This is a genomic window from Mesorhizobium sp. 2RAF21 (assembly GCF_052115345.1).
GTDB classification, from domain to species: domain Bacteria; phylum Pseudomonadota; class Alphaproteobacteria; order Rhizobiales; family Rhizobiaceae; genus Mesorhizobium; species Mesorhizobium terrae.
Genome location: NZ_JBFRGM010000006.1, coordinates 41,147 through 67,060, shown reverse-complemented (window position 1 = coordinate 67,060; position 25,914 = coordinate 41,147). Strand labels below are relative to the sequence as shown.

Below are 25,914 nucleotides of genomic sequence, written 5' to 3'. Positions count from 1 at the left end.
ATACGAATTCGAGACCTGGAGACCGACGACGTGAAAGCCAAACTGGGCATGTCCCCCATCGCATGGTGGAACGACGACCTTGCCGAACTGAGCGACGACGTTTCGCTGGAGGAATGCCTGCGCCAGTCGCGTTCAGCCGGTTTCACCGGCATGGAGCAGGGCCGTCGCTTCCCGACCACGCCGCAGGAAATGCTGCCGATCCTGAAGGCGGCCGACGTGACGCTGTGCGGCGGCTGGTTCTCCGGCACGCTGGTCAACGAAGACCTTGCCGCCAACAAGCGCCGCATCCAGCCGATGATCGACCTGTTCAAGGCGGTCGACGCGCCCTGCATCGTCTATGGCGAGGTCGGCCGCTCGATCCAGGGCGACCGCTCCAAGCCGCTTGCAACCAAGGCCGTGCTTTCCGGCGACGAGATGAAGGCCTATGCCCGCAAGCTGACCGAATTCGGCGAATGGTGCGCCGGCCAGGGCATGCCGCTCGCCTACCATCATCACATGGCGGCGGTGGTGCAGTTCGAGCATGAGCTCGATGCCTTCATGAACCATTCGGGCGAAGGCATTCCGCTGCTGCTCGACGCCGGCCATCTGGCTTTCGCCGGCGGCGATGTGCTGCGCGCCATCGACAGGCACCACAAGCGCATCAGCCATGTGCATGTGAAGGATGTGCGCATGGATGTCATCAAGGGGCTCGACTGGACGAAGCAGTCCTTCCTCGATGCGGTGGCGCTCGGTGCCTTCACCGTGCCTGGCGACGGGTCGCTGGATTTCGGCGCGATCGTGCAGAAGTTCGCCGACCATGGATATGAGGGTTGGTTCGTCGTCGAGGCTGAACAGGACCCGAAGAAGAACCCGCCGCTGAAGATGGCGCAGGTCGGCCACAAGGAATTGATGCGGGTGATGACGGCAGCCGGCTATACGGTCGAGACGCAAGGTTTTCCGGTAGCCTGAAGCTGGCGACGCGCCCAGCCGCATGGCCACGGTCGTGACGCTGGCCCGGCCCGGTTCGCCTGCTATAGAGACTGGAAGGAAGCCCGGCGCGTAAAGTGCGGGTCAAGCGGGAGCCGCGATGATCAAAGACAACCAGCATCCCTTCTTCCGGCCGCTCTGGCGACGCCTTGTCGTGATCGCCGTCTGTGCCATCTGGGCGGCCATCGAGTTCGCCGCCGGCACGCCGTTCTGGGCCACGCTCGCCGCCGGCATGACCGCCTATGGCGTTTGGACCTTCCTGATTAACTACAAGCCGGTGGACGAGCCCGCACCGCCACCCGGCGACGACAAGGACTGAGTGAGGAGACGACCATGTCCAAGCTTCTGGTGAAGGCCAAGAAAGGCCACGGCCGCGTTGCCCACGTCACGCCTGAGACGGCCGGCTGGACCTATGTCGGCTTCGACCTGCACCGGCTGGCACCGGGACAGAGCGCGTCGGGCGCCACCGGCGACCGCGAGGCCTGCCTTGTGCTCGTAACCGGCAAGGGCAAGGCGACGGCGGGCGGCGACGATCTCGGCCTGCTCGGCCAGCGCATGTCGCCCTTCGAGGGCAAGCCGTGGTCGGTCTACGTGCCGCAGGGCTCGAACTGGTCGGTGACGGCGGAAACCGAACTGGAGCTCGCAGTGTGCACGGCGCCGGGTCTCGGCGGCGGCTTGCCGGCGCGGGTGATCAACCCCGACGAGCTCGGCCAGGAGGTGCGCGGCAAGGGCACCAACACCCGCTACGTCACCAACATCCTGCCGGAAGGCCAGCCGGCGGATTCGCTGCTGGTGGTCGAGGTGATCACACCCGGCGGACACACGTCGAGCTACCCGCCGCACAAACACGACCAGGACAATCTGCCGGCGGAATCCTATCTGGAAGAGACCTATTACCACCGGCTCAACCCGCCCCAGGGTTTTGCTTTCCAGCGCGTCTACACGGACGCCGACGACAAAGGCGTGCGGGCGCTCGACGAGGCGATGGCCGTGGAGGACGGCGACGTGGTGCTGGTGCCCAAGGGCTATCACCCCTGCGCCGCCTGCCATGGCTACGATCTCTATTATCTCAACGTGATGGCCGGGCCGAAACGGACCTGGAAGTTCCACAATGCTGTCGAGCATGAGTGGCTGGTGGGGAAGTGAGGCAGTCGGCAGTCGAAACTGTTCTCTCGTATTCAGCGACAGCAACTGATGATCGGAATACCCGCCATAGCGTCGTCGTTCCACGACTGCCGACTGCCTATTCCCGACTGCCTAACCAACAATCCTGAGCATGTGATTGTCCCAGACATAGTCCGGCTCGCTGACGGTTTCGCCGTCCGGCTTGACGATGGCGCCGGCGCCGGTGGTGGCGAGGAAGCCGGCATGGTCGGGTGCCAGGCCGCAGACCTCGGTCAGGTTGCTGGTCTTGGTCACCTTGCCGCTCGCCGCCTCGATGACAACGTAGGAATTGCCCTGCGGTGACGACACCGCCACCGTGCCGGTGACGGGATTGGCGGCCACCGAGCCGATATAGTTGCGGAAGCCGGTCAACACCTCCTTCGGCATGTCGAGCAGCGCCAGTTCCTTGCCGCGCTCGGCGCGGCCAACCAGCAGCGGTTGTTCCGTCGCCGGGCCGCGGTGCTGGCAGCCGAACCAGATCGTGCCCCCGGCATCGATGTCCATGTGGCGGATGGAAAGCTGGTGCAGGGCCGGCGGCAATTCGTGCTTCTCGATCAAGTCACCGGTGACACGGTCGACCAGCACGAAGGACGGCTTCATCGTGGCGATGTTGAGCTCCGAGCGGCCGAAATCGGGATGCGTTTCGATGCCGCCATTGGCGACCGCGATGGTGCGCCCGTCGCCGAGCAGCAGCAACTCGTGCGGACCGACGCCATAGGTCGGGAATTCGCCGACGCGCTTGAACCCGCCTTTGGCGTCGTAGACGCCGACAACGCCGGCGGCATTGTCGAAGTCGTTCTCGGTGGCATAAAGCAACGCGCCATCGGCCGAAAAGACGCCATGGCCGAAGAAATGCCGGCCGGTCACACTGGCAATCGTCAGCGGCTCGTTGCGGCCCTTGTGGTCGAACACCATGGCGAAGGTGCCCGGCTGGCGGGCAAACACCACGGAGCGGCCGGAGACCGGATCGAAGGTGACGTCATGGCCGCGCTCTGGCAGCGCCACTGAATGCAGAACCTTGCCGGCTTCCGAAAGCACCGCCGCGCCGAAGGAACCGTCGCGCTTGACGAAAGCCGTGGCGAAGACGGCATCGGTCTCCAGCGTCGCTGCCCAGGCCTTCGGGGCCATGACTGCAGCGAAGCCGGCGCCGGCAGCCCTCAGGAAGTCGCGGCGGTCGATGAGCGGCGTGCGCATGGCGGCCGCTCAGTCCCCGTCCAGCGAGGAAAAACCGGCGGTCAGGCCGAACTCGGCGGTCAGCCGGGTGCCGAAAAGGTTGGTCAGGCTGCTGGTGATCAACGCGAAGCGTTCCAGAAGCGCGCGTCGTTTGGGATCGGCCAGCACCTCGGCGATCGGCCCCTTGACCTCTTTCGCCTCGCCAACGGCGTTGCGCAACTGGATATGGATCGACTCGGCGATCCAGCGCGTGTCCTGCGGCAGCGCATCGCCGAGCTTCGAGGCCTCGAACAGCCGATCCATGCCGTCGAGATTGGCGGCCAGCGAGGCCCCGGTCAGCTCGGAGCGCCAGAAGATCGCCTGCTTCGGCTTGTCGGCATCTGGCGTGTCGCCGTAAAATCCCTTGAGGCGCTGGTCGCGCAGCAATTCCAGCCCGTTGATGAAGACACCCAGCAATTCGGTCACCGCCTCGCCGCCATCACGGTAGAGCGGGTTGTTCGGCCCGGTGTTAGCCCATTGCGCGGCGAAGCCGTCGGGCTTTGCCCAGGCGGCGCTGACATCGGCCGCGATCGTCTCGATGTTGCCGGCGACGGCCGCGCCGAAGGCGCAACGAGAGGCGCCGTCCTTGCCGGCCAGCTTCTCGGCGTCGGTGCCATGGAGCACGAACTCCAATGCACCCAACCCCTGCATAGCGACGCTCTTGCCGGCGATCGCCACCGGGTCGGCAAGCGTGGCATCCTTGGATGCGATCGCCGCCTGCACCTGCTTCAGGCCAAGTCCCTTGCGGTCGGGCCAATACAACATGCGTTCCAGCCGGTTGTTCTCGGCGATCGGACCGAAGCGGATGATTTCCACCGTCGACCAGGCGCCGACGACACCGGCGAATTCGGCGCGGGCCGCATCGAGCCCTTGCTGCGAAGGCGCCGCGCACAGCGCCTTCATCGCCTTGGTGGCGGCGGCGGTGTGTTCTGCCAGCGAGGCGTAGGCCGGGCGCACGAAACCATCGACGGCGCGGTTGATGACGTCGGCGGCCTGCACCGCCGCGGCGGCCGGTTTTACGCCGACCAGCGCCAGCGGCAGGACAAGGGCAACGGCAAGGCGCTTCAGCATCATAGCGACTCCAGGAATTTGATTAGCGCGGTGCGCTCGTCGACACCCGCCACGGCAAAGCGGTCGCGCGCCTTCTTGCCTTCGCCGCCATGCCACAGGATGGCCTCGGCCAGATTGCGGGCGCGGCCGTCATGCAGGAAGAAGGTGTAGCCGTTGACGCGCTGGGCGAGCCCGATGCCCCACAATGGCGGCGTGCGCCAATCGCTACCGCTGGCATCGCCTACGGCCTGGCCATCGGCCAGGCCCTCGCCCATGTCGTGCAGCAGGAAATCAGAGTAAGGCCAGATGAGCTGGAAAGACTGCGCCTTGTTCGGCGCGTCGCGCCGGGTGACGAATTTCGGCGTGTGGCAGGAGGCGCAACCCATGTCGTAGAAGGCCTTCTTGCCGGCCAACACCTCGGGCGCGGCGACGTCGCGGCGCGCCGGAACCGCGAGGTTCTGCGAATAGAAGGTGACGAGGTCCATAATGGGATCCGGTGCCTCGACCGGGCCCAGCCGCTCCTGCACGCCGTTCGGCATGGCCAGGCAGGCCTTTTGCGCCGGAGTGCAATCGCCCCAATGCTGCGGCACTTCCGGCGTCGAAATGCCGATGTCGCCGGCAAACGCGTCCGCCGATTGCTGGCGGATCGACGGCGTCTGCGCCTTCCAGCCGAAACGGCCGAGCGCCAGCTTGCCGCTCAACTCGTCGCGCACGATGTTCGGGCGGCCGGCTATGCCGTCGCCGTTGCGGTCGTCGGGATCGGCATTGGCGAGGATGTCGGCGGGATGGATCTGCTCGACCAGGCCAAGGCCTATCATCGCCGGCGTCATGCGCGGCGACAACGTCGTGTGCGGGTCCATGGGACCGTAGCCGAGACTGTCTACCGCGTAGCTCGGCTTGCGCAGCGACACCACCGTGCCGTCGCCGAGCGTGACCGGCTGTTCGGTATAGGTGACACGCATGCGGCCTTCGCCGACGAGACCCGGGACGGCGAGTTCCTGCAATTGCTTGCCATAGACCGGGTCGGGGAAGTTCAGCACCTTGCGGTCGGCGCGCAGCGCCTTTTCCTCGTCGGTGCCGGCCTCGCGCGCCAGGCGCAGGAACATCGACGTCGTGCCCTCGTCGCCCATCGGCGGATGACCACGACCGTCTTTGAGATGGCAGTTCTGGCAGGCGCGTTCGTTGAACAGCGGCCCGAGCCCATCGGATGCCTGGGTTGAAGACGGCGACGACACCCAGACCTTGGTGAAGAAGCCATTGCCGATCTTGAAGGTGCCCTCTTCCTCGAAGGTGAGGTTGGCCGAAGATTGCGAGAAGGAATCGGCGGTGACGCGTTTCTTCGTGGTGCCGGCGCCGCCCTGCATCAGCTCGAACGCTTCCGGCTTGGAAAAGTCGGTGGTGGGTTTGGTGATGGCCTCGACGCGCGCGCGGTCGGCAGCCGTCAGGTCGGCGCGGCTGGTGGGAAGGTCCGGCGTTTCCGGCGAGCCGGCAGCGGCCGGCAGGGTAAGAAAAACAACCGCGCCGAGAACCGCCGGCGCGGCGATCCTGCCGCCGAGGCGACAGCCATGCCCCGCCGCGACAGCGGCGGAGGAGGCGAGCAGGAAACGCACGCGGCGCAACAAATCTATGGTGCGCCGCATATGCGCATGTCCTATTCCGCTTCGTTGGCCGCGTCTGCGTTGAGCAGGCCGTATTTCTCTTCACCGATCGAGGCGAGCAGGTCGAGCTGGGTTTCGAGGAAGTCGATATGACCTTCCTCGTCGGCCAGCAGTTCCTCGAACAGCTTCATGCTGACATAGTCGCCGGCCTCGGAGCAGATCTCGCGCGACTGCTTGTAGGAAGCGCGGGCGTCATACTCACCGGCAAGGTCCGATTCCAGCACTTCCTTGACGTTCTGGCCGATGCGCAGCGGCGCCACCGACTGAAGGTTTGGATGTCCCTCCAGGAAGATGATGCGCGCAACCAGGCGGTCGGCATGTTGCATTTCCTCGATCGATTCCGCCCGCTCCTTCTTGGCGAGCTTGGTGTAGCCCCAGTCCTCCAGCAGGCGATAATGGACCCAGTACTGGTTGACGGCGCCGAGCTCGAGGAAAAGAGCCTCGTTAAGCCGCTCGATGACCTGTTTTTCGCCTTTCATGGGTTCTGCTCCCGTATTGGACGCGCAGATCTCTGACGCGATCCAGATGTGAAACGATGTCCACGCCGCCCGCCTCCGAACGAGCGTGGTAGTTTTCGGTTACCCGAATGATCGTTTCCACCACATTTGGGAAGCAGCCGCAACAGCGACCGCGCATGCGCATGGAATGATAGACCTTGGCCGGGACAATGAGTTGCCACGGGTCCTGATCCAGCAGCTCGATGATGGCCTGCTCGATCTCCTTCTCGGTGATTATGTTGCAGTGACAGATCAACATGTCCGGTTCTGGATGGCTGGCTGCGCCCTCCGGCGCCGCGTGGCTTTCTGGGTTTTGTTTGGCGTCCGCGACGGCGGGCGCCGTCTTCCTACTTGAACACCTTGTCGGGCGAATCGAGGCTGGCGGAGCCTTCGAAGGCGATGGCATCGAGCTTCAACGTCGCCACCACGCGTTCGATCGACTTGGTCTGGTCGACCAGCGCGTCGATCGCCGCTTGCACGGTGGCGTTGCCTTCGGTGTTGCCTTCGCCGATCTGCTGGTCGTAGGCCTCGCCTGCCTCGGCGCGCGCCTTGATGGCTTCCATCTTGGCGACACTGGTGTCGAGCTTGCCGGCGAGTTCCTTGTCGAGCGCCGGGTCGGCTGCCTTGACCATGTCGGAGACCGACGGGCCGGAGACGGTCGAACCGTCGAGGCGCTTGTACTGCGCCCGATAGGCGTCGCGGATACCGATCGCGTCATAGAGATGCGAGTTGTGGGTGTTGTCCGAGAAGCAGTCGTGTTCTTCTTCCGGATCGTGCAGCAACAGGCCGAGCTTCATGCGCTGCCCGGCCATTTCACCGTAGGACAGCGAACCCATTCCGGTCAGGATCGCCGAAACGCCGGCCTTGGGATCGCCTTCGACGAGGGTCTTGCGCGCCGCGCCGCCTTCCTTCCAGTTGCCGACCATCTCTTCCAGATCCGAGACGATAAGGCCGGAAGCCGACTTCAGATATTCGGCGCGGCGGTCGCAGTTTCCACCGGTGCAGTTCTTGATGTCGTAATCAGTGAACGGGCGGTTGCCGGCACCGGGGCCGGTGCCATTCAAGTCCTGACCCCAGAGCAGGAATTCGACGGCATGATAGCCGGTGGCGACGTTGGCCTCGATGCCGCCGGCTTCCTGCAGCGTGCTGGACAGGAACTCGGGCGACAGCTTGGAAGCATCGACCTTCTTGCCGTTGATCTCGATCGACTTGTTGGCGATGACATTGGCCGTGTAGAGCGCGTTGGTGTCCGACTGCGTGCCGTAGCTTGCTGCGACATAGTCGATCAGGCCTTCGTCCAGCGGCCAGGAATTGACGCGGCCTTCCCAGGCATCGACGATCGGGTTGCCGAAGCGGTAGACCTCGGTCTGCTGATAGGGCACGCGAGCGGCCTTCCAGGCGTCGCGCGCGGCATTCAGCGTTTCCTGCGAGGGCTTCGCGATCAGCGCTTCGACGGCGGTATCGAGCGTCTTGGCCGTGGTCAGCGAGTCCTCGTATTTGGCCAGCGCGATGTCGGAATAGGTCTTGAGCACCGCCTTCGGGTCGGTCTCGGCCTTGGCTGGCAACGCAAAAATAGCCGTGGTCAGCGCCAGCGTGGCGGCGACCGCGGCCAGCTTGCCGCCATAGCGCACCGTCAGCTTCGTATTCTTCATTTCAATCGTCTCCCTCGGGACTATCAACGAATAACCGCCCGGCGCGAGCAGGAAAGCCCAGCCGACAGACGATGCAAACTGTGTGAGAAGGTCGCGCGGACGCTGCGACGCCTGTCGCAGGAAACCGACCGAAAGATCGCCGAAAGGCGCGGCGCGCGCTGAAAAACCACCGGAATGCCTCCAATCGAACGGGTTCAAGGCCCAGACATCAAAGGAATGCGCTCGACGCGCGAGCCTCCATAAACCGACGGAACTGGCAAAAGTCAATGCAAATCGACAATAAATCCAATCAAAACAATAGTTTAGAATTATTCTAAACTAGAACGATCAAGTTTACGTCCTGACGACCGCGGCGGCGCCCACATTGACAAGCCGCTGTCCAGGGTGCGACCCCGGCATGGCCTCTTGCGGCGGAAGTGGACAATCGCCACCTGCCGGCAAGCCATAGGATCGGAGCGAAGGCGGGTTGCGATGAAGAATGGAGTGGTCATTGTCGGGGCGGGCCATGCCGGCGTGCAGGCCGCGGCCAGCCTGCGCGAGGAGGGCTACGAAGGCCCGGTCGTGCTGGTCGGCGACGAGAAGGACTGGCCTTATCACAAGCCGCCGCTGTCGAAGACCTTCATCAAGGACGGCGAGGCCAAGCCGCAGCCGCTGCGCGGCGACACCTTCTTTTCCGGCCATAACATCGATTTCCGCCCCGGCATCCGCGTCGAGCGCATCGATCTTAGCCAGCGCCGGCTCGACATTGCCGGCGGTGATGCGCTGCCCTTCGACCGGCTGATCCTGGCCACCGGCTCGCGGCCGCGGCCATTGCCCTTGCCCGGCGCCGACCTTGCCGGCGTCGTTTCGCTGCGCTCGCTGGACGATGCGCGCGCCATCCGCGACCTCAGCGCTTCGGCCAGCGACGTCGTCATCCTCGGCGGTGGCTTCATCGGGCTGGAGATCGCCGCGACCCTTGCCGCCGGCGGGCGCAAGGTGACCGTGATGGAGGCCGCCGACCGCGTGCTCGGCCGCGCCATCGCCCCGGTCATCGCCGGCCATGTCCATGACAGGCTGGTCGGTGGCGGCGTTCGCATCCTGACCGGGACGACGGTTTCCAGACTGGAGGGCGACAACGGCCGCGTCGCCGCCGCCGTCACTTCGACCGGCGAACGGCTGCCGGCGCAGCTCGTCATCATCGGCGTCGGCGTGGTGCCCAATGTCGAGCTGGCGGAGGCTGCAGGTATTGTGACCGGCAACGGTATTCGCATCGACCAGCATATGCGCAGCTCGGTGCCCGAGGTGCTGGCCATCGGCGACGTCGCCAACTACCGCCATTGGGCGACCGGCGGCGACGTCCGGCTGGAATCGGTGCAGAACGCCACCGACCAGGCCAAGCTCGCTGCGCGTACCATCCTCGGCCACGCGGATGCCTATGCGGCGGTGCCGTGGTTCTGGTCCGACATCGGTGACATGAAGCTGCAGATGGTCGGTCTGACCGGCGGCTCCGACCAGTGCGTCGTGCTGGGCGACGCCGCCGAAAACAAGTTCTCCGTCTACCACTATGCGAATGGCCGGCTGATCGCGATCGAGTCGGTCAATCGCCCGGGCGACCACATGCTCGGCCGCAAGATGCTGGGCGCCGGTTTCTCGCCAACACCGGACGAAGTGGCAGGCGGCCCCGACGCGATGAAAGCGGCGCTGGCGGCCTTCCAGCAAAGCGAGCCGGCCGCCTAAGTCACTTCATTGCCGGGCCAAAGGCCTCGCTTGTCTCGATGCTATCCATAATCAGTCGGCACCGGCCAGCACCGGTCGCCCGGCCTGCCGCCGGCGCGACGGCTCGGAACGATGGAGATGGACGGCGAGCGTGTCCCACGGCGGCGTGATGGAAAGTTGGGAAAGGATGCGTCCGACCTCACCGCGGTGATAACCGCCATGCAAGATCACATGACCAAGCATCTCTTCGCGCGACATGCAGCCCTTGTCGCCGTCGGTGAAGACGAAGGCTAGCCGCTCGTCCAGCGACGCCGGCGAGACGCCCGCGACATAATCGACATACCAGTGGTCCGAAGCCGCGACGGCTGCGCGCAGTTCCTGCAGCGTCGGCGTCTCCTCGCTCGCATCCGACATATAGCCATGACGGGCACCGGTGAGATGGGCGGCGAAGATGCGGGCCACGACATGTGAATGGTCGATCAGTTTCGCCGCTTTCGCCAATTCGGTCCGATACCGTTCCGGATCGAGTTCACCGAGCTTGTCGAACAAGTCTTCATTCGCCCAGGCCTGATAGCCGAACAGAGTCCGCAGCAACCCGCTCATGACGAGGTTCCTTTCGCTTGCAGTGGAATGTGAGTAACGTGTTCATATTCCGCCGGGAGCCGCGTTTTTGTCTACTCGCATTGCCAAATCGCGCGCGGTCATGCGCAAGGCGCCACGGCAGGCACGCTCACGGGTGACGGTCGAGGCGATCGTCGAAGCCGGTGCTCGCATTCTGAGCGAACATGGCTGGGCCGAGTTCACGACCAACAAGGTTGCCGAGGCGGCCGGCGTCAGCGTCGGTTCGCTGTACCAGTATTTTCCGGACAAGCTTTCGCTGATCGAGGCCATAAGGCGGCGGCATCTCGATGACTGCCTCGCAATCATGCGGCGCTCGGGCGAGGGCCAAAAATCGGTCGAGCGTTTCGTCGACGATCTCGTGCGTGACATGTTTGCGGCGCACAGCCTCAATCCCGGGCTGCACCGGGTGCTGCTCGACGAAGCGCCGAGTTTCGACGCGACCCGCGATCCGCACAGTGCATTCGAGGCGGAGTATATCGGCCACTACGCCGCGGCGGTGGAGGCCTACCGGGCGAGCGCTGAAGGCGCGAGCAACCGGGTCATGGCCATGATCCTTTCGGATGTCATGGACGGCGTGATCCACAATGCGGCGCGACGCGGCATGCTGGGCTCGGTGGAGCTGAAGCAGGAGCTGGTGCGGCTGCTGTGCACCTATCTGGCTGCTTCGGACCGCTGAAACCGGCCGGCAAGCCGGAAACGGTTCTTGAAACGCAATCTCCCCGGCATCGCGCGCGATGCCGGGGAGCAATCCTGTCCTCGATCCGGCGAGGAAATCAGGCCCTGGCGGCGCGGATCGAGCTTTCGAGGATGTCGAGCGCCTCGGTCATCACATTGTCCTGGATGGTGATTGGCGCCAGGAAGCGGATGACGTTGCCATAGACACCGCAGGTGAGCAGGATCAGGCCCTTGTCCAGCGCCTTCAGCCGGACATTGTTGGCGAACTCCGCCGACGGCATCTTGGTCCTCACGTCGTTGAACTCGACGGCGTTCATGAAGCCGGGGCCACGAATGTCGATGATCTCCGGCACGTCGTCGCGCAGTGCTTCCAGCCGCTGCTTCAGGCGCGAACCCAGTGCATTGGCGCGATCGTTCAGCTTCTCTTCCTCGATCACGTCCAGCACCGCATTGGCGGCGGCGACGCCGAGCGGATTGCCGGCATAGGTACCGCCGAGACCGCCGGGGTTCGGCGAATCCATCAGTTCGGCGCGGCCGGTGACGGCCGAAAGCGGGAAGCCGCCGGCCAGGCTCTTGGCCATGGTGGTGAGGTCGGGGGCAGCGTCATGATGCTCCATGGCGAACATCTTGCCGGTGCGGGCAAAGCCAGTCTGCACCTCGTCGGCGATGAGCAGGATGCCGTGCTGGTCGCAGATCTTGCGCAGCGCCGAGACGAAGTCGCGCGGCGCCTCGTAGAAACCGCCCTCGCCCTGCACGGGTTCGACGATAATGGCGGCGACGCGGGCCGGGTCGACATCGGCCTTGAACAGCTTGTCGAGCGCGGCCAGCGAATCGGCCACCGTTACGCCATGCAGCGCGACCGGGAACGGCACGTGGAAGACGTCGCCAGGCATCGCGCCGAAGCCGGCCTTGTAGGGCTGCACCTTGCCGGTCAGTGCCATGCCCATGAAGGTACGACCGTGGAAGGCGCCGGTGAAGGCGATCACGGCCTGGCGGCCGGTGGCGTGGCGGGCGATCTTGACGGCGTTCTCGACGGCTTCGGCGCCGGTGGTGGCGAAGATCGTCTTCTTGTCGAACTTGCCCGGCAGCAGGCCGTTCAGGCGCTCGGCCAGCCGCACATAGTTCTCATAGGGCACGACCTGGTGGCAGGTGTGGGTGAAATGGTCGAGCTGCGCCTTCACCGCCTCGATCACCTTGGGGTGACGGTGGCCGGTGTTGACCACGGCGATGCCGGAGGCGAAATCGATGTAGCGGCGGCCCTCGACGTCCCAGATTTCGGAATTCTCGGCACGCTCGGCATAGATCTGCGTGGTCATGCCGACGCCGCGCGAAATGGCGGCGTTCTTGCGGGCGGAAATGGTCGCGTTGCTCATCGTGCTTTTCTCCTCAAGGGCCTTGCCCTCACAACCGGTTCTGTCGCCTAGCCTTCTGGCTTTATTTCGTGCCCAGCTCAAGCCGACAGCTTGGCCCAAGCCGTTGGGCCTGCGCAAGCCGCAACCGCACGATTCGACCTCGCCGATCGGTACGGAATCAATGACCTATTTCAAATTCCGAGCAGCACGATATCCTGCCTGATAGTGGTATTGCGTCACATCAAGGTGACGACCGGTCCCGGGGGTGCCTTGACCATGAAAACACGACGATCGGTCCCGTCGAGATTCAAGGCGGCACGCCTCTCGTTCCAATTGCGTCCCGTCACCGCCGTCCTCGCCATAGCCACGCTCGCCGCTCTCGTTTCCGGCTGCCAGCGCAAGGACGCGGCGGCGGCGCCGAAGCTGCCGGTGCTGGTCGGTACCCAGCAGGCCGAAATCACCGATTATGCCGACAGCGTCTCGCTGACCGGCGTGATCACCGCGCGCACGCTGAACAACCTTTCCTTCCGCGTCGGCGGCCGCGTGGCCGAGCGGCTGGTCGAGGTCGGCCAGCATGTCGACACGGACCAGGTGCTGGCCCGCATCGACCCGCAGGAGCAGGAATCGGACCTCAGGACCGCACAGGCCAACCTTGATGCCGCGCAGGCACAGTCCACCCAGGCCGCCGCCGCGTTCGACCGCCAGAAGGCCCTACTTTCGCAAGGCTTCACGACCCGGCGCGACTATGACCAGGCCGACCAGGCGCTGAAGGTGGCGCAGGGCAGCGTCGAGGCGGCCGGCAGCGCGCTGGCCAACGCCAAGGAAAATCTCTCCTTCACCGAACTGCGCGCCGGTGCGCCCGGCATCATCACGGCCAGACAGGTCGAGGCCGGACAGGTGGTGCAGGCGGCGCAGACCGTCTTCACCGTGGCCGAGGACGGCGACCGCGACGCGGTCTTCAACGTTCAGGAAACGCTGGTCGCCGGCGTGCATGGCTCGACGCCGCCGCCGGTCGCGGTGGCGCTGCTGGCCGACCCCAAGGTGACGGCGCAAGGCACGGTGCGCGAGATCGCGCCGGTGGTCGACCCGGCCTCCGGCTCGGTGCGCGTCAAGGTGGCCCTTCCCGCCACTCCGGCGGCCATGCCGCTGGGGGCAGCGGTCGTCGGCAGCGTCACCGGCAAGCACGGCAAGGCCGTGGTGCTGCCCTGGCAGGCGCTTACCTCCGCCAACGGCAAGCCCGCGGTGTGGGTCGTCGACCCGGCCAGCAAGGCTGTCGCGATCGCGCCGGTCGCCGTGATGGGCTACGACACCGCGTCGGTCGCCATCGCCGACGGGCTGACGGCCGGCCAGACGGTCGTCACCTCCGGCGGGCAGCTGCTCAGCCCAGGCCTTGTGGTCGAGACCACGGAGGCCAAGCCATGACCCGTGCCCTGCTGATTGCCGCCATGCCGATTGCTGCCCTGCTTTCCGGCTGTTCGCAGGAAAGTGGCGACAAGGCCGCCGAAATCGTGCGGCCGGTGCTGTCGGTGACGGTGCAGCCGCGCGCTACCGAAACCTATGGCTTCGCCGGCACGGTCGAGCCGCGTTACAGCGCCGCCCTCTCCTTCCGCCTGCTCGGCCGCATCGTCGCCCGCGACGTCAATGTCGGCGACACGGTGACCAAGGGCACGACGCTGGCCGCGCTCGACCCGACGGCGCTCGATCTCGCCGTTCAGGCGGCGAAAGCCGAATTGTCCAACGCCGAGGCGCAGGCCGCCAACGCCGACGCCAGCGAGCAACGCATCGGCCAGTTGCTGGCCTCGAAGAACGTCTCGCAGGCCGTCTATGACAGCGCCCGTCAGGCGCAGCAATCGGCCGGCGCCAATCTGGAGCGCGCCAAGGCCGCGCTCGCCAAATCCGAGGAACAGCTCGGCTATGCTCGTCTGTTTTCCGATTTCGACGGCGTGGTGACGGCGGTCGGCGCCGAGGTCGGCCAGACCGTTTCGCCCGGGCAGATGGTGGTGACGGTGGCGCGCGCCGACACCCGCGAAGCCGTGGTGGACATCCCCGACTGGCTGACCGGCGACCTGACGGAACAGGCGCCGTTCGCGGTGTCGCTGCAATCGCTGCCCTCGATCAAGACTGAGGGCCGGCTGCGCGAGATGGCACCGCAATCCGACGAAACCACACGTACGCGCCGCGTGCGGCTATCACTGATCGATCCGCCTTCCGCCTTCCGCCTCGGTTCTACGGTGACAGTGACCCGTTCGACCTCGGTCAAGCCGGCAATCGAGTTGCCGCTTTCGGCGCTGCTGGAACAGGACGGCAAGACGCAGGTCTGGATCGTCGACGAAAAGACAGCGACGGTCGCCACGCATGACGTGCAGGTCGCCGCCCGCAGCGGCACCACTTTCACCGTGGCGAGCGGGCTGGATGCCGGTGCCCGCGTCGTCACGGCCGGCGTCCACAGCCTGACGCCCGGCCAGAAGATCAAGCTACCGTAGGAGCGGCCGCGTGAAGGGTTTCAACCTGTCCGACTGGGCACTCGAGCACCGCTCGCTGGTCTGGTATTTCATGCTGGTCTTCATCGTGGCCGGCGTCTACGCCTATATCAATCTCGGCCGCGAGGAAGACCCCTCCTTCACCATCAAGACGATGCTGATCCAGGCCAACTGGCCGGGCGCCTCCGTGGACGAGCAGGCCAAGCAGGTCACCGACCGCATCGAGAAGAAGCTCGAGGAACTCGACAAGCTCGATTTTACCCGCTCGGTGACAACGGCGGGCCGCACCATCGTCTTCGTCAATTTGAAAGACAACACCAAGGCGCGCGACGTGGTGCCGACCTGGCTGCAGGTCCGCAACATGATCGAGGACATCAAGCCGCAATTCCCGCAAGGCGTACAGGGCCCGTTCTACAACGACCGGTTCGGTGACGTGTACGGCAACATCTACGCCTTCACCGCCGACGGCCTGACGCCCCGCCAGCTGCGCGACTATGTCGAGAACGTGCGCGCCGAAGTGCTGACCGTGCCCAATGCCGGCAAGGTCGACTTGATCGGCGCGCGCGACGAGGCGATCTATCTCGAATTCTCGACGCGCCAGATCGCCGCGCTCGGCCTCAACCAGCAGCAGATCATCGCCTCGCTGCAGGCGCAGAATGCCATCGCGCCCTCCGGCGTCATCCAGTCGGGACCGGAGCAGGTCAGCGTGCGCGTCACCGGCCAGTTCGCCTCCGAAGACAGCCTTCGCGCCATCAATCTCAGGGTCAACAACCGTTTCTTCAGGTTGAGCGACGTCGCCACCATCACGCGCGGCTACACCGATCCGCCCGCCTCGCTGTTCCGCTTTAACGGCCAGGACGCCATCGGACTTGCCGTCGGCATGAAACCCAACGCCAACCTGTTGGAATTCGGCAAGGCGCTGGACCACAAGATGGAGGAGGTGAAGGGCGAACTGCCGGTTGGCGTCGGCGTGCATCTTGTCGCCGACCAGCCGCTCATCGTTGAGGAAGCGGTATCCGGTTTCACGCGGGCGCTGTTCGAGGCGGTGGCCATCGTGCTTGCGGTTTCCTTCATCAGCCTTGGCCTGCGTGCCGGTTTCGTCGTGGCGCTGTCGATCCCGCTGGTGCTGGCCATCACCTTCCTGTTCATGACCTATCTCGGCATCTCGCTGCAGCGCGTGTCGCTGGGCGCGCTGATCATCGCGCTCGGCCTTTTGGTGGACGACGCCATGATCGCGGTGGAGATGATGGTGGCGCGGCTGGAGGTGGGCGACCCGCTCAAGAAAGCGGCCACCTATGTCTACACATCAACCGCCTTCCCCATGCTCACCGGCACGCTGGTGACGGTGGCCGGCTTCATCCCCATCGGCCTCAATTCGAGCGCGGCCGGTGAGTACACCTTCACGCTGTTCGTGGTCATCGCGGTTTCGCTGCTGGTGTCGTGGGTCGTGGCGGTGCTGTTCGCGCCGCTGCTCGGCGTCACCTTCCTGCCGGCGACGATGAAGAAACACCACGACCAGCCCGGTCGCTTCACGGCGCTGTTCCGGCGCACCCTGGTGCTTTCGGTGCGGCGCTACTGGCTGACCATCATCGCGACCGTACTGCTCTTCCTGACCTCGCTCGCCGGGCTCACCTTGGTGCAGCAGCAATTCTTCCCGGCCTCCGACCGGCCGGAGCTGATCGTCGACTGGAACCTGCCGCAGAACAGCTCGATCGCCGAGACGCGCGAACAGATGGAGCGGTTCGAGAAGCTGGCATTGGTCGGCAATCCCGACATCGCCCATTGGAGCTCCTATGTCGGGCAGAGCGCGGTGCGCTTCGTGCTGGCCTATGACGTGCAGCCGTCCAACCCGTATTTCGGTCAGACCGTCATCGTCACCAAGGGTGTCGAGGAGCGCAACCGCGTGCACGCTGCCATCGACAAGCTGCTGCGCGAGCAGTTCGTCGGCACCGACACTTTCGTCAAGACGCTGGAGCTCGGGCCTCCGGTCGGACGGCCGGTGCAATACCGGGTGAGCGGCCCAGACGTGCAGAAGGTGCGCGACCTGGCGCAGGATCTGGCCGGCCGCATTTCGACCAATCCGAAGCTTGCCGCGCCGACCTTCGACTGGAACGAGCCGGAGCGTGTGCTGAAGGTGGACGTGCTGCAGGACAAGGCGCGCCAGCTCGGCATCACCTCGCAGGACATCGCCTCGGCACTCAACAGCGTCGTCGGCGGCGTCACCATCACGCAGGTCCGCGATTCCACCTATCTGGTCAATGTGGTGGTGCGCTCGCGCGAGGCGGAGAGGAGTTCGCTGGAGACACTGAAGAACATGCAGTTGCCGACGGGCACCGGCGAATCCATCCCGCTCGCGGCGGTCGCCAATTTTGACACCGCGCTGGAGCAGCCGACGATCTGGCGCCGGCATCGCATCCCGACCCTGACCGTGCGGGCCGGGCTGGTCGGCAGTGCGCTGCCCGATACCGTCGTCAACGAGCTCAAGCCGACGGTCGATGCCTTCATCGCCAAGCTGCCGCAAGGATATAGCGTCGCCACCGGCGGCTCGGTCGAGGAAAGCGCCAAGAGCCAGGGACCGATCGCCGCCGTCGTGCCGCTGATGCTGTTCGTCATGGCCACGATCCTGATGATCCAGCTGCAGAGCTTCCAGCGCTTGTTCCTGGTGGTGGCGGTGGCGCCGCTGGGCCTGATCGGCGTGGTGGTGGCGCTGCTGTCGTCTAACTCGCCGATGGGCTTCGTCGCGTTGCTCGGCGTCTTGGCCCTGATCGGCATCCTGATCCGCAATTCGGTGATCCTGATCGTGCAGATCGAGGACCTCGTCGCCGAGGGCAAGGATCGCTGGCTGGCGGTGATCGAGGCCAGCGAGCACCGAATGCGGCCGATCGCGCTGACGGCGGCGGCCGCCTCGCTGGCGCTGATCCCGATCGCGCGCGAAGTGTTCTGGGGGCCGATGGCCTATGCCATGATGGGCGGCATCATCGCCGGCACGGCGATCACGCTCCTGTTCCTGCCGGCGCTCTACGTCGCCTGGTTCCGGCTGAAGGAACCGAAGGCAGCGGAGGCGGCGGCAAGCTAGTTACCCTCCCCTTGTCGGGGAGGGTAAGGGTCCGTCTCAGCCCGCCCTGACGAAGCCTTCCGAGGCCTTGAGCAGGCGGCGCGTGTAGTCCTGGGTGACCTGGGCCGAGACGAGGTCGGCGGCGGTGAGCTGTTCGACCGCCTCGCCATTCTGCATGACCATGAGGCGCTGGCACATGTGGTTGATGACGGCGAGGTCGTGCGAAACCATGAGGAAGGTCAGCTTGCGGTCCTTGCGCACCTGTTCCAGCAGGTTCAACACCTCGGCCTGCACCGAGGCGTCGAGCGCCGAGGTCGGTTCGTCGAGCAACAGGATCGAGGGTTCGAGGATCAGGGCGCGGGCGATCGCCACGCGCTGGCGCTGGCCGCCGGACAGCTGGTGCGAATAACGGAAGCGGAAACCGGAAACGAGGCCGACCTCGTCGAGCGCGCGCTGGATGCGCCTTTCGCCGTCGCCGATGCCATGGATGGCAAGCGGCTCCTGCAAAAGGCGATCGACGGTCTGGCGCGGGTGCAGCGAGCCGTAGGGGTCCTGGAACACCATCTGCACCTGGCGATAGAAATCACGGTCGCGGCGGCGGCCGAGCGTCTTGCCGTTGACGGTGATGCGGCCGGAAGCCACCGGCGCCAGGCCGGCGATGGCACGCAGCAGCGTCGACTTGCCCGAACCGGATTCGCCGACCAGCCCGAAGGATTCGCCGGGCTGAACCTCGACGCTGACACCTTTCAGCGCGCGGAAATGGTCGAACACGACCTCGACCTTGTCGATGGAGAGTGCCGCCGTCATGCCGCCCACTCCGCCTTGCGCGCCAGCACCGGCAGCGGGTGCCGATCAGCGCCGATCTTGGGCATGCAGTCGAGCAGGCCACGTGTATAGGGATGCTGCGCGCGGGCCAGTTCCGAGGCCGGCAATTGCTCGACCACCTTGCCGGCATACATGACCACGACGCGGTCGCAGAAGGAGGAGACCAGGCGCAGATCGTGCGAGATGAAGATCAGTCCCATGCCGCGCTCCGCCACCAGCCGGTCGAGGATGCCGAGCACTTCGAGCTGCACGGTGACGTCCAGGGCCGAAGTCGGCTCGTCGGCGATCATCAGCTCCGGCCCGGCGACCAGCATCATGGCGATCATGGCGCGCTGGCCCATGCCGCCCGACACTTCGTGCGGGTGCAGGTCGAAGACGCGTTTGGGATCGCGGATCTGCACGGCCGCCAGCATGTCGAGCGCGCGTTCGCGCGCCTCGGCCTTGGAGACCTTCTCATGCGTGCGCAGCGTCTCGACGATCTGCCGGCCGATGGTCATCACCGGGTCGAGCGAATATTTGGGGTCCTGCAGGATCATGGCGACGCGCCGGCCACGCAACGCCCGCCGCTCGCGCTGGGGCAACGACAGAAGATCGATGCCGTCGAACTCCATCCTGCCGGCCGTCACCTCGGCGCGGGGATCGGTCAGCCCCATGATGGCGCGGCCGGTCTGCGACTTGCCCGAGCCGGATTCGCCGACAATGCCCAGCCGCTCGCGCCCCAGCGAGAACGAAACGCCGCGCACCGCCTCGATGACGCCGGTGCGGGTGGGAAAACGGACCTTCAGGTCCTCGACGTGAAGAAGCGCGCTCATTGGCCCGAACTCCTTGGATCGAGCGCATCGCGCAGGCCGTCACCCAGGAGATTGAAGCCGAGGCTGACGATGAGGATGGCCATGCCGGGCATCGCCGCCACCCACCACTGGTCGAGAATGAAACGACGTCCCGACGCGATCATCGAACCCCATTCCGGCAAGGGCGGCTGTGCACCGAGGCCGAGGAAGCCAAGGCCGGCAGCGATGATGATGATGCCGGCCATGTCGAGCGTGACACGCACGATCAGCGAGGAGATGCACATCGGCATGACATGGCGCAGCACGATGCGGAAGGGCGAGGCGCCCATGATCTCGACCGCCTTGATGTAATCGGAGTTGCGCACGGTGAGCGTCTCGGCGCGGGCAATGCGTGCATAAGGCGGCCAGGAGGTGATGGCGATCGCGATGATCGCGTGTTCGATGCCTGGCCCGAGTGCCGCCACGAAAGCCAGCGCCAGGATCAGCTTCGGGAAGGCCAGGAAGATGTCGGTGATGCGCATCAGGATGGCATCGGTCCAGCCGCCGGCATAACCGGCCACCGTACCGACCAGGAGGCCGATGGGTGCGGCGATCAGCGCGACGAGCACGATGACGTAGAGTGTCACCCGCGAGCCGTAGATGATGCGCGAGAGGATGTCGCGGCCCTGTTCGTCCGTGCCCATCCAATGGGCGGCGCCGGGCGGCTGCAGTGCTGAGCGCAGGTCACCGATGACCGGCGAATAAGGCGCAAGCACGCCGGCGAGGATCGCGACCAGCACCAGCGCCAGGATGATCAGCAGTCCGATCATCGCCAGGCCGTTGCCGGAAAAACGCCGCCAGGTCATGTAGGCGCGGCCGAGCCGCGCCTGTGAACGCGAGGCCGGCCGCTCCGATTGCAGCCATTCGCGCCAGCTCATTGCCGCAGTGTCCGACACATTCATGTCCGCGTCCTCGGGTCGAGCAGCTGGTAGAGCAGATCGGAAAGAAGATTGAGGCCGATGAAGACCGCGCCGATCATGATGGTGGCGCCCAGCACAGCGTTCATGTCGGCGTTCTGCAGCGAATTGGTCAAATAAAGGCCGATGCCGGGCCAGGAGAACACCGTCTCGGTCAGCACCGAGCCCTCGAGCAATGTGGCGTAGGACAAGGCGATGACGGTGACCAGCGGCACCGCGGAATTGCGCAAGGCATGCCCCCAGATGATGCGCGCTTCCGACAGGCCCTTGGCGCGGGCGGCGACGACATATTCCTGCGAGAGCTCGTTCAGCATGAACGACCGCGTCATGCGGCTGATATAGGCCATGGAAACATAGCCGAGCAGCGAAGCCGGCAGGATGATGTGGGAGAAGATGTCCTTGAATGCCGACCAGTCGCGCTGGATTATGGCGTCGAGCAGATAGAGCCCGGTGACGGGCGTGAAGGTGTATTCATAGGCGATGCCGATGCGGCCCGGCCCTTCGACCCAGCCGAGCCGGGCATAGAAGACCAGCAGACCGAGCAGGCCCAACCAGAAAATCGGCATCGAATAGCCGATGAGGCCGACGACCCGCACCGCCTGGTCGATGAAGGAGCCGCGCTTGACGGCGGCGAGCACGCCGAGCGGAATGCCGAACGCCACGCCGATCACCGTGCCGACCGTCGCCAGTTCCAGCGTGGCCGGGAAAACGCGGCGGATGTCCTGCATGACCGGATAGGTCGACAGGATGGAAGTGCCGAAATCGCCGGTCAGCGCCTTCTTCAGATAGAGGAGAAACTGCTGCCAGACCGGCAGGTCGAAACCATATTGCTGGCGCGCCGCGGCGACGACGCTGGCCGGCGCGCGATCGCCGACGATCGCCAGGACGGGATCGATGGGCATGACGCGGCCGATGAAGAAGGTAACCGCGATCAGCCCGAGGAAGGTGACCGCGGCGACGAAGACGAAGCGCAGGAGCGCGAGCAGAAGCGCGGAGGCGTTTTTACGCCTCCGCGCCGGCTCATGAGACTGGACGAGCGACAAGGAACCGGGTGCTCCGGGGTGTTACTTGGTGACCGGGGCCAGGAAGTTGGTGTCGAAGGTCGGCCCCAGCTTCAGGCCCTGGACGTTCTTGCGCAGTCCGGCAACCTCGGTCTGCTGCCAGATGAAGTTGAACGGGCCCTGTTCGCGGATCTTGGTCTGCAGATCCTCGTACATCTTGATACGCTTGTCGGTGTCGCGTTCCAGGAGCGCGGCCGCCGATTCCTTCTGGATTTCCGCTGGCACGTTCCAGGCATTGCGCCAGGCCAGCGTCTTGTTCTTCGAATCGTCGGCGTTGTTGGGATTGGTGGCGAAGGTTTCCGAGTTGGAATTCGGATCCCAATAGTCGACGCCCCACTGCAGGATGGCCATGTCGTGCTGGCGCGCGCGATAGCGGGTCAACAGCTGCTTGAAGTCTTCCGGTACGAGCTCGATCTTGATGCCGGCCTGGGCCGCCGTCTGCTGAATCGATTCGGCGACACCGGATTCCGGCTGGCCGCTGCGCGTGTCCAGAGTGATGGTGAAACCGTCCTTCAGCCCGGCCTTGGCCAACAGCTCCTTCGCCTTGGCAACGTCCAGCTTATAATGCTTCTCGTCCACGGCACCCAGGATACCCTTGGGCAGGAAGTCCTGGTGGACGACGCCGATGCCGTTGAGCAGCGTGTCGCCGAGCGCATCGTAGTCGATCAGATATTTGAAGGCCTCGCGCACCTCGGGCTTGGAGAGGTTCGGGTTCTTCTGGTTGAGGCTGACGTAGTAGACCGTGCTCTTCGGCTTCGAGATGGTGGCGAGATCGGCATTCTTGCCGACCGAGCTGTAGTCGCCCGGCTGCAAATTGCGCGCCACGTCAATGTCGCCTTTCTCCAGCAGCAGGCGCTGGGCGGCGCTCTCCTTCACGTGGCGATAGATGACACGCGCCATATGGGCCTTGGTGCCGTAATAATTGTCGTTGCGCTCCAGCACCACGACCTCGTTGGCGCGCCATTCGCGCGTCTTGAACGGGCCGGAACCGGCATAGCCGGTCTTCATCCAGGCATTGCCGAAATCGTTGTCGAACTTGTATTCGGCGGTCGGCGTCGCGGCAGCCACATGTTCCTTGACCAGCTTGCTGTCGACCACCGCCGCCACCGTGGCGGTCAGGCAGTTGAGCACGAAGCTCGGCGCATAGCCCTTGTCGACGGTGAAGACAAAGGTCGAGGCGTCGGTCGCCTTGGCCTTTTCAGCGACGTTGTCGCCGGTGAGGCCGAACTGCTGGATGATGAAGGCCGGGCTCTTGTTCAGCTTGACGGCGCGCTCGAACGACCAGGCGACGTCTGCGGCCGAGATCGGGTTGCCGGAAGCGAATTTCAGGCCCGGCTTCAGCTTGAAGGTGTAGGTGAGGCCGTCATCCGAAACGGTCCAGCTTTCGGCGATGCCGCCGACCACCTTGGTGGTGTCGTTGACGTCGAGCCGGACCAGCATGTCGTAGGTGTTGCCGGTGATTTCGCCTGTGGAAAGCTCGAAGGCTTCGGCGGGATCAAGCGAGATGATGTCGTCGATCGCCCAGGCCTGGACCAGCGTGTCGGGCGGCGTGTCTGCCCATGCGGGCGCTCCGGCGAAGACGAGTGCGGAAAGGGCGGCGCCAGCCAGCAGGCCGCGCGAACGCAGAGCAATGGTTTGCATCATCATCGGAATATCCTTGTTTTCGTCGCCCCTGGTTCCCCGTTCGGGACGCGACGTCGTTGCGCCGGAAAGGCTCGTTATTTGTTGAAGCCTCGAACAACCATATCCGCCACCACCCTGCCCGGCAACGAGCATTTGATGGACAGAAGTGGATTGGGTTAAAACAGGTTTTCGTTCAGACGCGCTCAAGCGCAATGGCGATGCCCTGACCGACGCCGATGCACATGGTGGCGAGCGCGAAACGAGCGCCGCGTTCGCGCAATTCCAGCGCCGCCGTGCCGGTGATGCGGGCACCCGACATGCCGAGGGGATGGCCGAGCGCGATGGCGCCGCCATTCGGATTGATATGTGCGGCATCCTCGGCCAGGCCGAGTTGGCGCAACACGGCAATGCCCTGCGCGGCGAAAGCCTCGTTGAGTTCGACGACGTCGAATTGCGACGGCGTGAGGCCGAGGCGCGCACAGAGCTTCTGCGTCGCCGGCACCGGACCGATGCCCATGATGCGCGGCTCGACGCCGGCCGTGGCGCTGCCGAGAATGCGGGCGATGGGGGTCAGGCCATGCTTGCGGGCCGCCGCTTCCGAGGCAACGATCAGTGCAGCAGCACCGTCATTGACGCCCGACGCGTTGCCCGCCGTCACCGTGCCGCCTTCCTTGCGGAACGGCGTCGCCAGCCTGGCCAGCGTTTCGACCGTGGTGCCGGCGCGCGGATGCTCGTCCTTGTCGACGACGGTCGCCTCGCCTTTCTTCTGCGGGATCGTCACCGCGACAATCTCCTTGCCCAATCGGCCATTGGCCTGCGCGGCCACGGCCTTGTCCTGACTGCGCACGGCGAAGGCATCCTGATCGGCGCGGCTGACGGAAAACTGCTCGGCGACGTTCTCGCCGGTCTCCGGCATGGAATCGATACCGTACTGCTTCTTCATCAGCGGGTTGACGAAGCGCCAGCCGATGGTGGTGTCGTGGATTTCGGCGTGGCGCGAAAAGGCGGTCTCGGCCTTGGGCATGACGAAGGGGGCACGGCTCATCGATTCGACACCGCCGGCGATCATCAGTTCGGCCTCGCCGGCCTTGATGGCGCGTGCGGCGATACCGACCGCGTCCATGCCCGACCCGCACAGCCTGTTGACCGTCGAACCCGGTACCGCGACGGGCAGGCCGGCAAGCAGCAGCGCCATGCGCGCGACGTTGCGGTTGTCCTCGCCGGCCTGGTTGGCGCAGCCATAGACCACGTCGTCGACGGCCGCCCAATCGACACCGGGATTGCGCGCCATCAGGGCCCTGAGCGGCACGGCACCGAGATCATCCGTACGCACCGAAGCCAGCACACCCCCAAAGCGTCCGATCGGCGTGCGGATATAGTCGCAGATGAAAGCTTCGGTCATGTCGTGCGGTCCTCCCTCGCCTGCGCCGGTCGGCGCGGCACCAACCCAAGCGGATCGGATAATCTTATAAATCAGCCCGCCAGGCGACGGGCCGCGGTTTCGGCCATGGCCTCGGCAAGGCTCATGGACCAACGGGCGCGACAATAGGCGCGGAAGTCGAAACAGGGCAAGCCGGGACAGACTTCGAATTCGATGAGATGGATCGTATCGTCGGCCTCGACACGCAGGTCGATGGAAAAGACGTCGCGCAGACCAAGTCCGCTCACCAGCCGCTGCGCGATGCGGCGGATCCCGGCATCGGCCGCCGGCTGGCTGTCGGCAAGCGCAACAAGTTCGGGTTCGACATAGGCACCCGTCGCCTTCGCCGCGGTGCCCGTATCGCCGTAAAGCGCGAGGCTGTCGGCCATGGTCTGGAAGTCACCGCCGGATTCGACCAGGAAGACGCCGAGCGCCGACATATCGCCGTTTGCGGTGACATCCAGGAAGGAGGCCCGCACGTTGCGACCGGCGACATAGGGCTGCACCACCACGTCGTCGCCATAGTGTCGGAATACCCGGCGGCTGAGTTCCAGCGCCTGGCCGAGATCGTGGCAATGCGAATCCGGCCAGATGCCGATCTTGGCGCCGAGCCGGTTCGGCTTGACGAACCAGCCCTTGGCCGAGGCCGGCGGCTCGACCAGCCAGCGTCCGTCACGCGCGAGACCCGCCTGCGGCACCGGCAGGCCGAGCGCGCCGAGCACCGCGCCCGAGCGGAATTTGTCCTGGCACAGCGCGAACAGCGAATCGTCGGCACCAATTGTTCTCAGGCCGGCAAGCCGCGCGAGCGCAGGTGCCGCGCCACCGCGGAAATAGGCGATGCCGTCGGTCAGCGTCCAGACCAGCGTGGTATCCCGGTCCGCCTTGCCGAGCACAGCGGCAGCTTCATCCAACTCCACGGCCGAGAAGCCGAGGCCGCGATCGGCAGCCGCGCGTTCGATCGCGGCGAACTCCGGCGCCAGATCGGTCGACTGGGCGAGATAGGAGGAAATTTCCGCCGCCCGCTCCGGCGCGTGGCCGTCCGCGACGAGGCGATCGAAACAGGCCTTTTCCGGTTCGTAGACAAGCAGGAGGCGTGGATGCGGCATGGCGGCGGGTCCGATGGGAAACGGCGTCAGTCTCGCCGCCGCGAACCCGGTGGGT

23 protein-coding genes are annotated in these 25,914 nt (G+C 65.3%); 8 read left to right on the top strand and 15 right to left on the bottom strand.

Going from position 1 to position 25,914, the window contains the following annotated elements; genetic code table 11:
• The first annotated feature begins 30 nt into the window (after positions 1-30).
• The 3 genes from iolE (at position 31) to iolB (ending at position 2,112) form a co-directional block, all read left to right on the top strand.
• Complete coding sequence (iolE, locus tag AB4136_RS11335; RefSeq protein WP_024924297.1) at positions 31-948, top strand: myo-inosose-2 dehydratase; 918 nt, start codon at positions 31-33, stop codon at positions 946-948.
• Positions 949-1,069: 121 nt separating this feature from the next.
• Complete coding sequence (locus tag AB4136_RS11330) at positions 1,070-1,285, top strand: hypothetical protein (RefSeq protein ID WP_024924298.1); 216 nt, start codon at positions 1,070-1,072, stop codon at positions 1,283-1,285.
• Between the two features lie 14 nt (positions 1,286-1,299).
• Positions 1,300-2,112, top strand: a complete 813-nt coding sequence (gene iolB, locus AB4136_RS11325; RefSeq protein ID WP_024924299.1) for a 5-deoxy-glucuronate isomerase — start codon at positions 1,300-1,302, stop codon at positions 2,110-2,112.
• A 111-nt stretch (positions 2,113-2,223) separates the two neighbouring features.
• Here iolB and AB4136_RS11320 read toward each other — a convergent pair whose 3' ends face one another.
• From AB4136_RS11320 to AB4136_RS11295, 6 genes are all read right to left on the bottom strand, one after another.
• Positions 2,224-3,324: a DUF1513 domain-containing protein gene (locus AB4136_RS11320; RefSeq protein ID WP_024924300.1), complete on the bottom strand. Its 1,101-nt coding sequence runs from the start codon at positions 3,322-3,324 to the stop codon at positions 2,224-2,226.
• Between the two features lie 9 nt (positions 3,325-3,333).
• On the bottom strand, positions 3,334-4,413 hold the full coding sequence (locus AB4136_RS11315; protein ID WP_024924301.1) for an imelysin family protein: 1,080 nt from the start codon (positions 4,411-4,413) through the stop codon (positions 3,334-3,336).
• Positions 4,413-6,032, bottom strand: coding sequence for a di-heme oxidoreductase family protein (locus AB4136_RS11310; RefSeq protein WP_024924302.1), 1,620 nt, complete (start codon positions 6,030-6,032; stop codon positions 4,413-4,415). The genes AB4136_RS11315 and AB4136_RS11310 overlap by 1 nt, the downstream gene beginning before the upstream one ends.
• 11 nt (positions 6,033-6,043) lie before the next feature.
• A complete protein-coding gene (gene bfr, locus AB4136_RS11305; protein ID WP_024924303.1) occupies positions 6,044-6,529 on the bottom strand; it encodes a bacterioferritin in 486 nt (161 codons plus the stop codon).
• Positions 6,495-6,806 (bottom strand): (2Fe-2S)-binding protein, encoded by a 312-nt coding sequence (locus tag AB4136_RS11300; RefSeq protein ID WP_081766875.1) that lies wholly within the window; start codon positions 6,804-6,806, stop codon positions 6,495-6,497. The genes bfr and AB4136_RS11300 overlap by 35 nt, the downstream gene beginning before the upstream one ends.
• A gap of 88 nt (positions 6,807-6,894) precedes the next feature.
• The gene (locus AB4136_RS11295) at positions 6,895-8,199 is read right to left on the bottom strand and encodes an imelysin family protein (RefSeq protein ID WP_162835304.1); all 1,305 of its coding nucleotides are present in this window, start codon (positions 8,197-8,199) and stop codon (positions 6,895-6,897) included.
• A 471-nt stretch (positions 8,200-8,670) separates the two neighbouring features.
• Here AB4136_RS11295 and AB4136_RS11290 point away from each other — a divergent pair, with 471 nt between their 5' ends.
• Complete coding sequence (locus tag AB4136_RS11290) at positions 8,671-9,915, top strand: NAD(P)/FAD-dependent oxidoreductase (protein WP_024924306.1); 1,245 nt, start codon at positions 8,671-8,673, stop codon at positions 9,913-9,915.
• A gap of 51 nt (positions 9,916-9,966) precedes the next feature.
• Here the strand turns inward: AB4136_RS11290 and AB4136_RS11285 are convergent, their stop codons facing one another.
• Positions 9,967-10,497 (bottom strand): DinB family protein, encoded by a 531-nt coding sequence (locus tag AB4136_RS11285; protein WP_137900311.1) that lies wholly within the window; start codon positions 10,495-10,497, stop codon positions 9,967-9,969.
• Between the two features lie 67 nt (positions 10,498-10,564).
• On the opposite strand from AB4136_RS11285, the gene AB4136_RS11280 reads away from it, so the two are divergent.
• Positions 10,565-11,191 (top strand): TetR/AcrR family transcriptional regulator, encoded by a 627-nt coding sequence (locus tag AB4136_RS11280; RefSeq protein WP_307418159.1) that lies wholly within the window; start codon positions 10,565-10,567, stop codon positions 11,189-11,191.
• Between the two features lie 97 nt (positions 11,192-11,288).
• Here AB4136_RS11280 and AB4136_RS11275 read toward each other — a convergent pair whose 3' ends face one another.
• The gene (locus AB4136_RS11275; RefSeq protein WP_024924309.1) at positions 11,289-12,563 is read right to left on the bottom strand and encodes a 4-aminobutyrate--2-oxoglutarate transaminase; all 1,275 of its coding nucleotides are present in this window, start codon (positions 12,561-12,563) and stop codon (positions 11,289-11,291) included.
• Positions 12,564-12,818: 255 nt separating this feature from the next.
• On the opposite strand from AB4136_RS11275, the gene AB4136_RS11270 reads away from it, so the two are divergent.
• The 3 genes from AB4136_RS11270 to AB4136_RS11260 are packed head-to-tail and all read left to right on the top strand — an operon-like array spanning position 12,819 to position 18,098.
• Positions 12,819-13,964, top strand: coding sequence for an efflux RND transporter periplasmic adaptor subunit (locus AB4136_RS11270; protein ID WP_081766880.1), 1,146 nt, complete (start codon positions 12,819-12,821; stop codon positions 13,962-13,964).
• Positions 13,961-15,025, top strand: a complete 1,065-nt coding sequence (locus AB4136_RS11265) for an efflux RND transporter periplasmic adaptor subunit (RefSeq protein ID WP_024924311.1) — start codon at positions 13,961-13,963, stop codon at positions 15,023-15,025. Before AB4136_RS11270 ends, AB4136_RS11265 begins: the two co-directional genes overlap by 4 nt.
• Positions 15,026-15,035: 10 nt before the next feature.
• Complete coding sequence (locus AB4136_RS11260; RefSeq protein WP_137900312.1) at positions 15,036-18,098, top strand: efflux RND transporter permease subunit; 3,063 nt, start codon at positions 15,036-15,038, stop codon at positions 18,096-18,098.
• Positions 18,099-18,134: 36 nt separating this feature from the next.
• Here the strand turns inward: AB4136_RS11260 and AB4136_RS11255 are convergent, their stop codons facing one another.
• The 7 genes from AB4136_RS11255 to AB4136_RS11225 all read right to left on the bottom strand — a co-directional run bounded on the left by AB4136_RS11255 (position 18,135) and on the right by AB4136_RS11225 (position 25,859).
• Positions 18,135-18,884: an ABC transporter ATP-binding protein gene (locus AB4136_RS11255; RefSeq protein WP_137900313.1), complete on the bottom strand. Its 750-nt coding sequence runs from the start codon at positions 18,882-18,884 to the stop codon at positions 18,135-18,137.
• Positions 18,881-19,714, bottom strand: coding sequence for an ABC transporter ATP-binding protein (locus tag AB4136_RS11250; RefSeq protein WP_024924314.1), 834 nt, complete (start codon positions 19,712-19,714; stop codon positions 18,881-18,883). Before AB4136_RS11250 ends, AB4136_RS11255 begins: the two co-directional genes overlap by 4 nt.
• Entirely contained in the window at positions 19,711-20,634 is a 924-nt protein-coding gene (gene nikC, locus AB4136_RS11245; RefSeq protein ID WP_024924315.1) for a nickel transporter permease, read from the bottom strand. Before nikC ends, AB4136_RS11250 begins: the two co-directional genes overlap by 4 nt.
• Positions 20,631-21,635, bottom strand: a complete 1,005-nt coding sequence (locus AB4136_RS11240; RefSeq protein WP_373426406.1) for an ABC transporter permease — start codon at positions 21,633-21,635, stop codon at positions 20,631-20,633. Before AB4136_RS11240 ends, nikC begins: the two co-directional genes overlap by 4 nt.
• 78 nt (positions 21,636-21,713) lie before the next feature.
• On the bottom strand, positions 21,714-23,357 hold the full coding sequence (locus tag AB4136_RS11235) for an ABC transporter substrate-binding protein (protein WP_024924317.1): 1,644 nt from the start codon (positions 23,355-23,357) through the stop codon (positions 21,714-21,716).
• A gap of 169 nt (positions 23,358-23,526) precedes the next feature.
• On the bottom strand, positions 23,527-24,735 hold the full coding sequence (gene pcaF, locus AB4136_RS11230; protein ID WP_024924318.1) for a 3-oxoadipyl-CoA thiolase: 1,209 nt from the start codon (positions 24,733-24,735) through the stop codon (positions 23,527-23,529).
• Between the two features lie 71 nt (positions 24,736-24,806).
• Positions 24,807-25,859 (bottom strand): hypothetical protein, encoded by a 1,053-nt coding sequence (locus tag AB4136_RS11225; RefSeq protein ID WP_024924319.1) that lies wholly within the window; start codon positions 25,857-25,859, stop codon positions 24,807-24,809.
• Between the last annotated feature and the right edge of the window lie 55 nt (positions 25,860-25,914).

Excerpts from the sequence above, each read along its gene's own strand:
- iolB (WP_024924299.1), top strand. The coding sequence starts at position 1,300 with ATGTCCAAGCTTCTGGTGAAGGCCAAGAAAGGCCACGGCCGCGTTGCC.
- AB4136_RS11320 (WP_024924300.1), bottom strand. The coding sequence starts at position 3,324 with ATGCGCACGCCGCTCATCGACCGCCGCGACTTCCTGAGGGCTGCCGGC.
- AB4136_RS11315 (WP_024924301.1), bottom strand. The coding sequence starts at position 4,413 with ATGCTGAAGCGCCTTGCCGTTGCCCTTGTCCTGCCGCTGGCGCTGGTC.
- AB4136_RS11310 (WP_024924302.1), bottom strand. The coding sequence starts at position 6,032 with ATGCGGCGCACCATAGATTTGTTGCGCCGCGTGCGTTTCCTGCTCGCC.
- bfr (WP_024924303.1), bottom strand. The coding sequence starts at position 6,529 with ATGAAAGGCGAAAAACAGGTCATCGAGCGGCTTAACGAGGCTCTTTTC.
- AB4136_RS11300 (WP_081766875.1), bottom strand. The coding sequence starts at position 6,806 with ATGTTGATCTGTCACTGCAACATAATCACCGAGAAGGAGATCGAGCAG.
- AB4136_RS11295 (WP_162835304.1), bottom strand. The coding sequence starts at position 8,199 with ATGAAGAATACGAAGCTGACGGTGCGCTATGGCGGCAAGCTGGCCGCG.
- AB4136_RS11290 (WP_024924306.1), top strand. The coding sequence starts at position 8,671 with ATGAAGAATGGAGTGGTCATTGTCGGGGCGGGCCATGCCGGCGTGCAG.
- AB4136_RS11285 (WP_137900311.1), bottom strand. The coding sequence starts at position 10,497 with ATGAGCGGGTTGCTGCGGACTCTGTTCGGCTATCAGGCCTGGGCGAAT.
- AB4136_RS11275 (WP_024924309.1), bottom strand. The coding sequence starts at position 12,563 with ATGAGCAACGCGACCATTTCCGCCCGCAAGAACGCCGCCATTTCGCGC.
- AB4136_RS11270 (WP_081766880.1), top strand. The coding sequence starts at position 12,819 with ATGAAAACACGACGATCGGTCCCGTCGAGATTCAAGGCGGCACGCCTC.
- AB4136_RS11265 (WP_024924311.1), top strand. The coding sequence starts at position 13,961 with ATGACCCGTGCCCTGCTGATTGCCGCCATGCCGATTGCTGCCCTGCTT.
- AB4136_RS11255 (WP_137900313.1), bottom strand. The coding sequence starts at position 18,884 with ATGACGGCGGCACTCTCCATCGACAAGGTCGAGGTCGTGTTCGACCAT.
- AB4136_RS11250 (WP_024924314.1), bottom strand. The coding sequence starts at position 19,714 with ATGAGCGCGCTTCTTCACGTCGAGGACCTGAAGGTCCGTTTTCCCACC.
- nikC (WP_024924315.1), bottom strand. The coding sequence starts at position 20,634 with ATGAATGTGTCGGACACTGCGGCAATGAGCTGGCGCGAATGGCTGCAA.
- AB4136_RS11235 (WP_024924317.1), bottom strand. The coding sequence starts at position 23,357 with ATGATGATGCAAACCATTGCTCTGCGTTCGCGCGGCCTGCTGGCTGGC.
- pcaF (WP_024924318.1), bottom strand. The coding sequence starts at position 24,735 with ATGACCGAAGCTTTCATCTGCGACTATATCCGCACGCCGATCGGACGC.
- AB4136_RS11225 (WP_024924319.1), bottom strand. The coding sequence starts at position 25,859 with ATGCCGCATCCACGCCTCCTGCTTGTCTACGAACCGGAAAAGGCCTGT.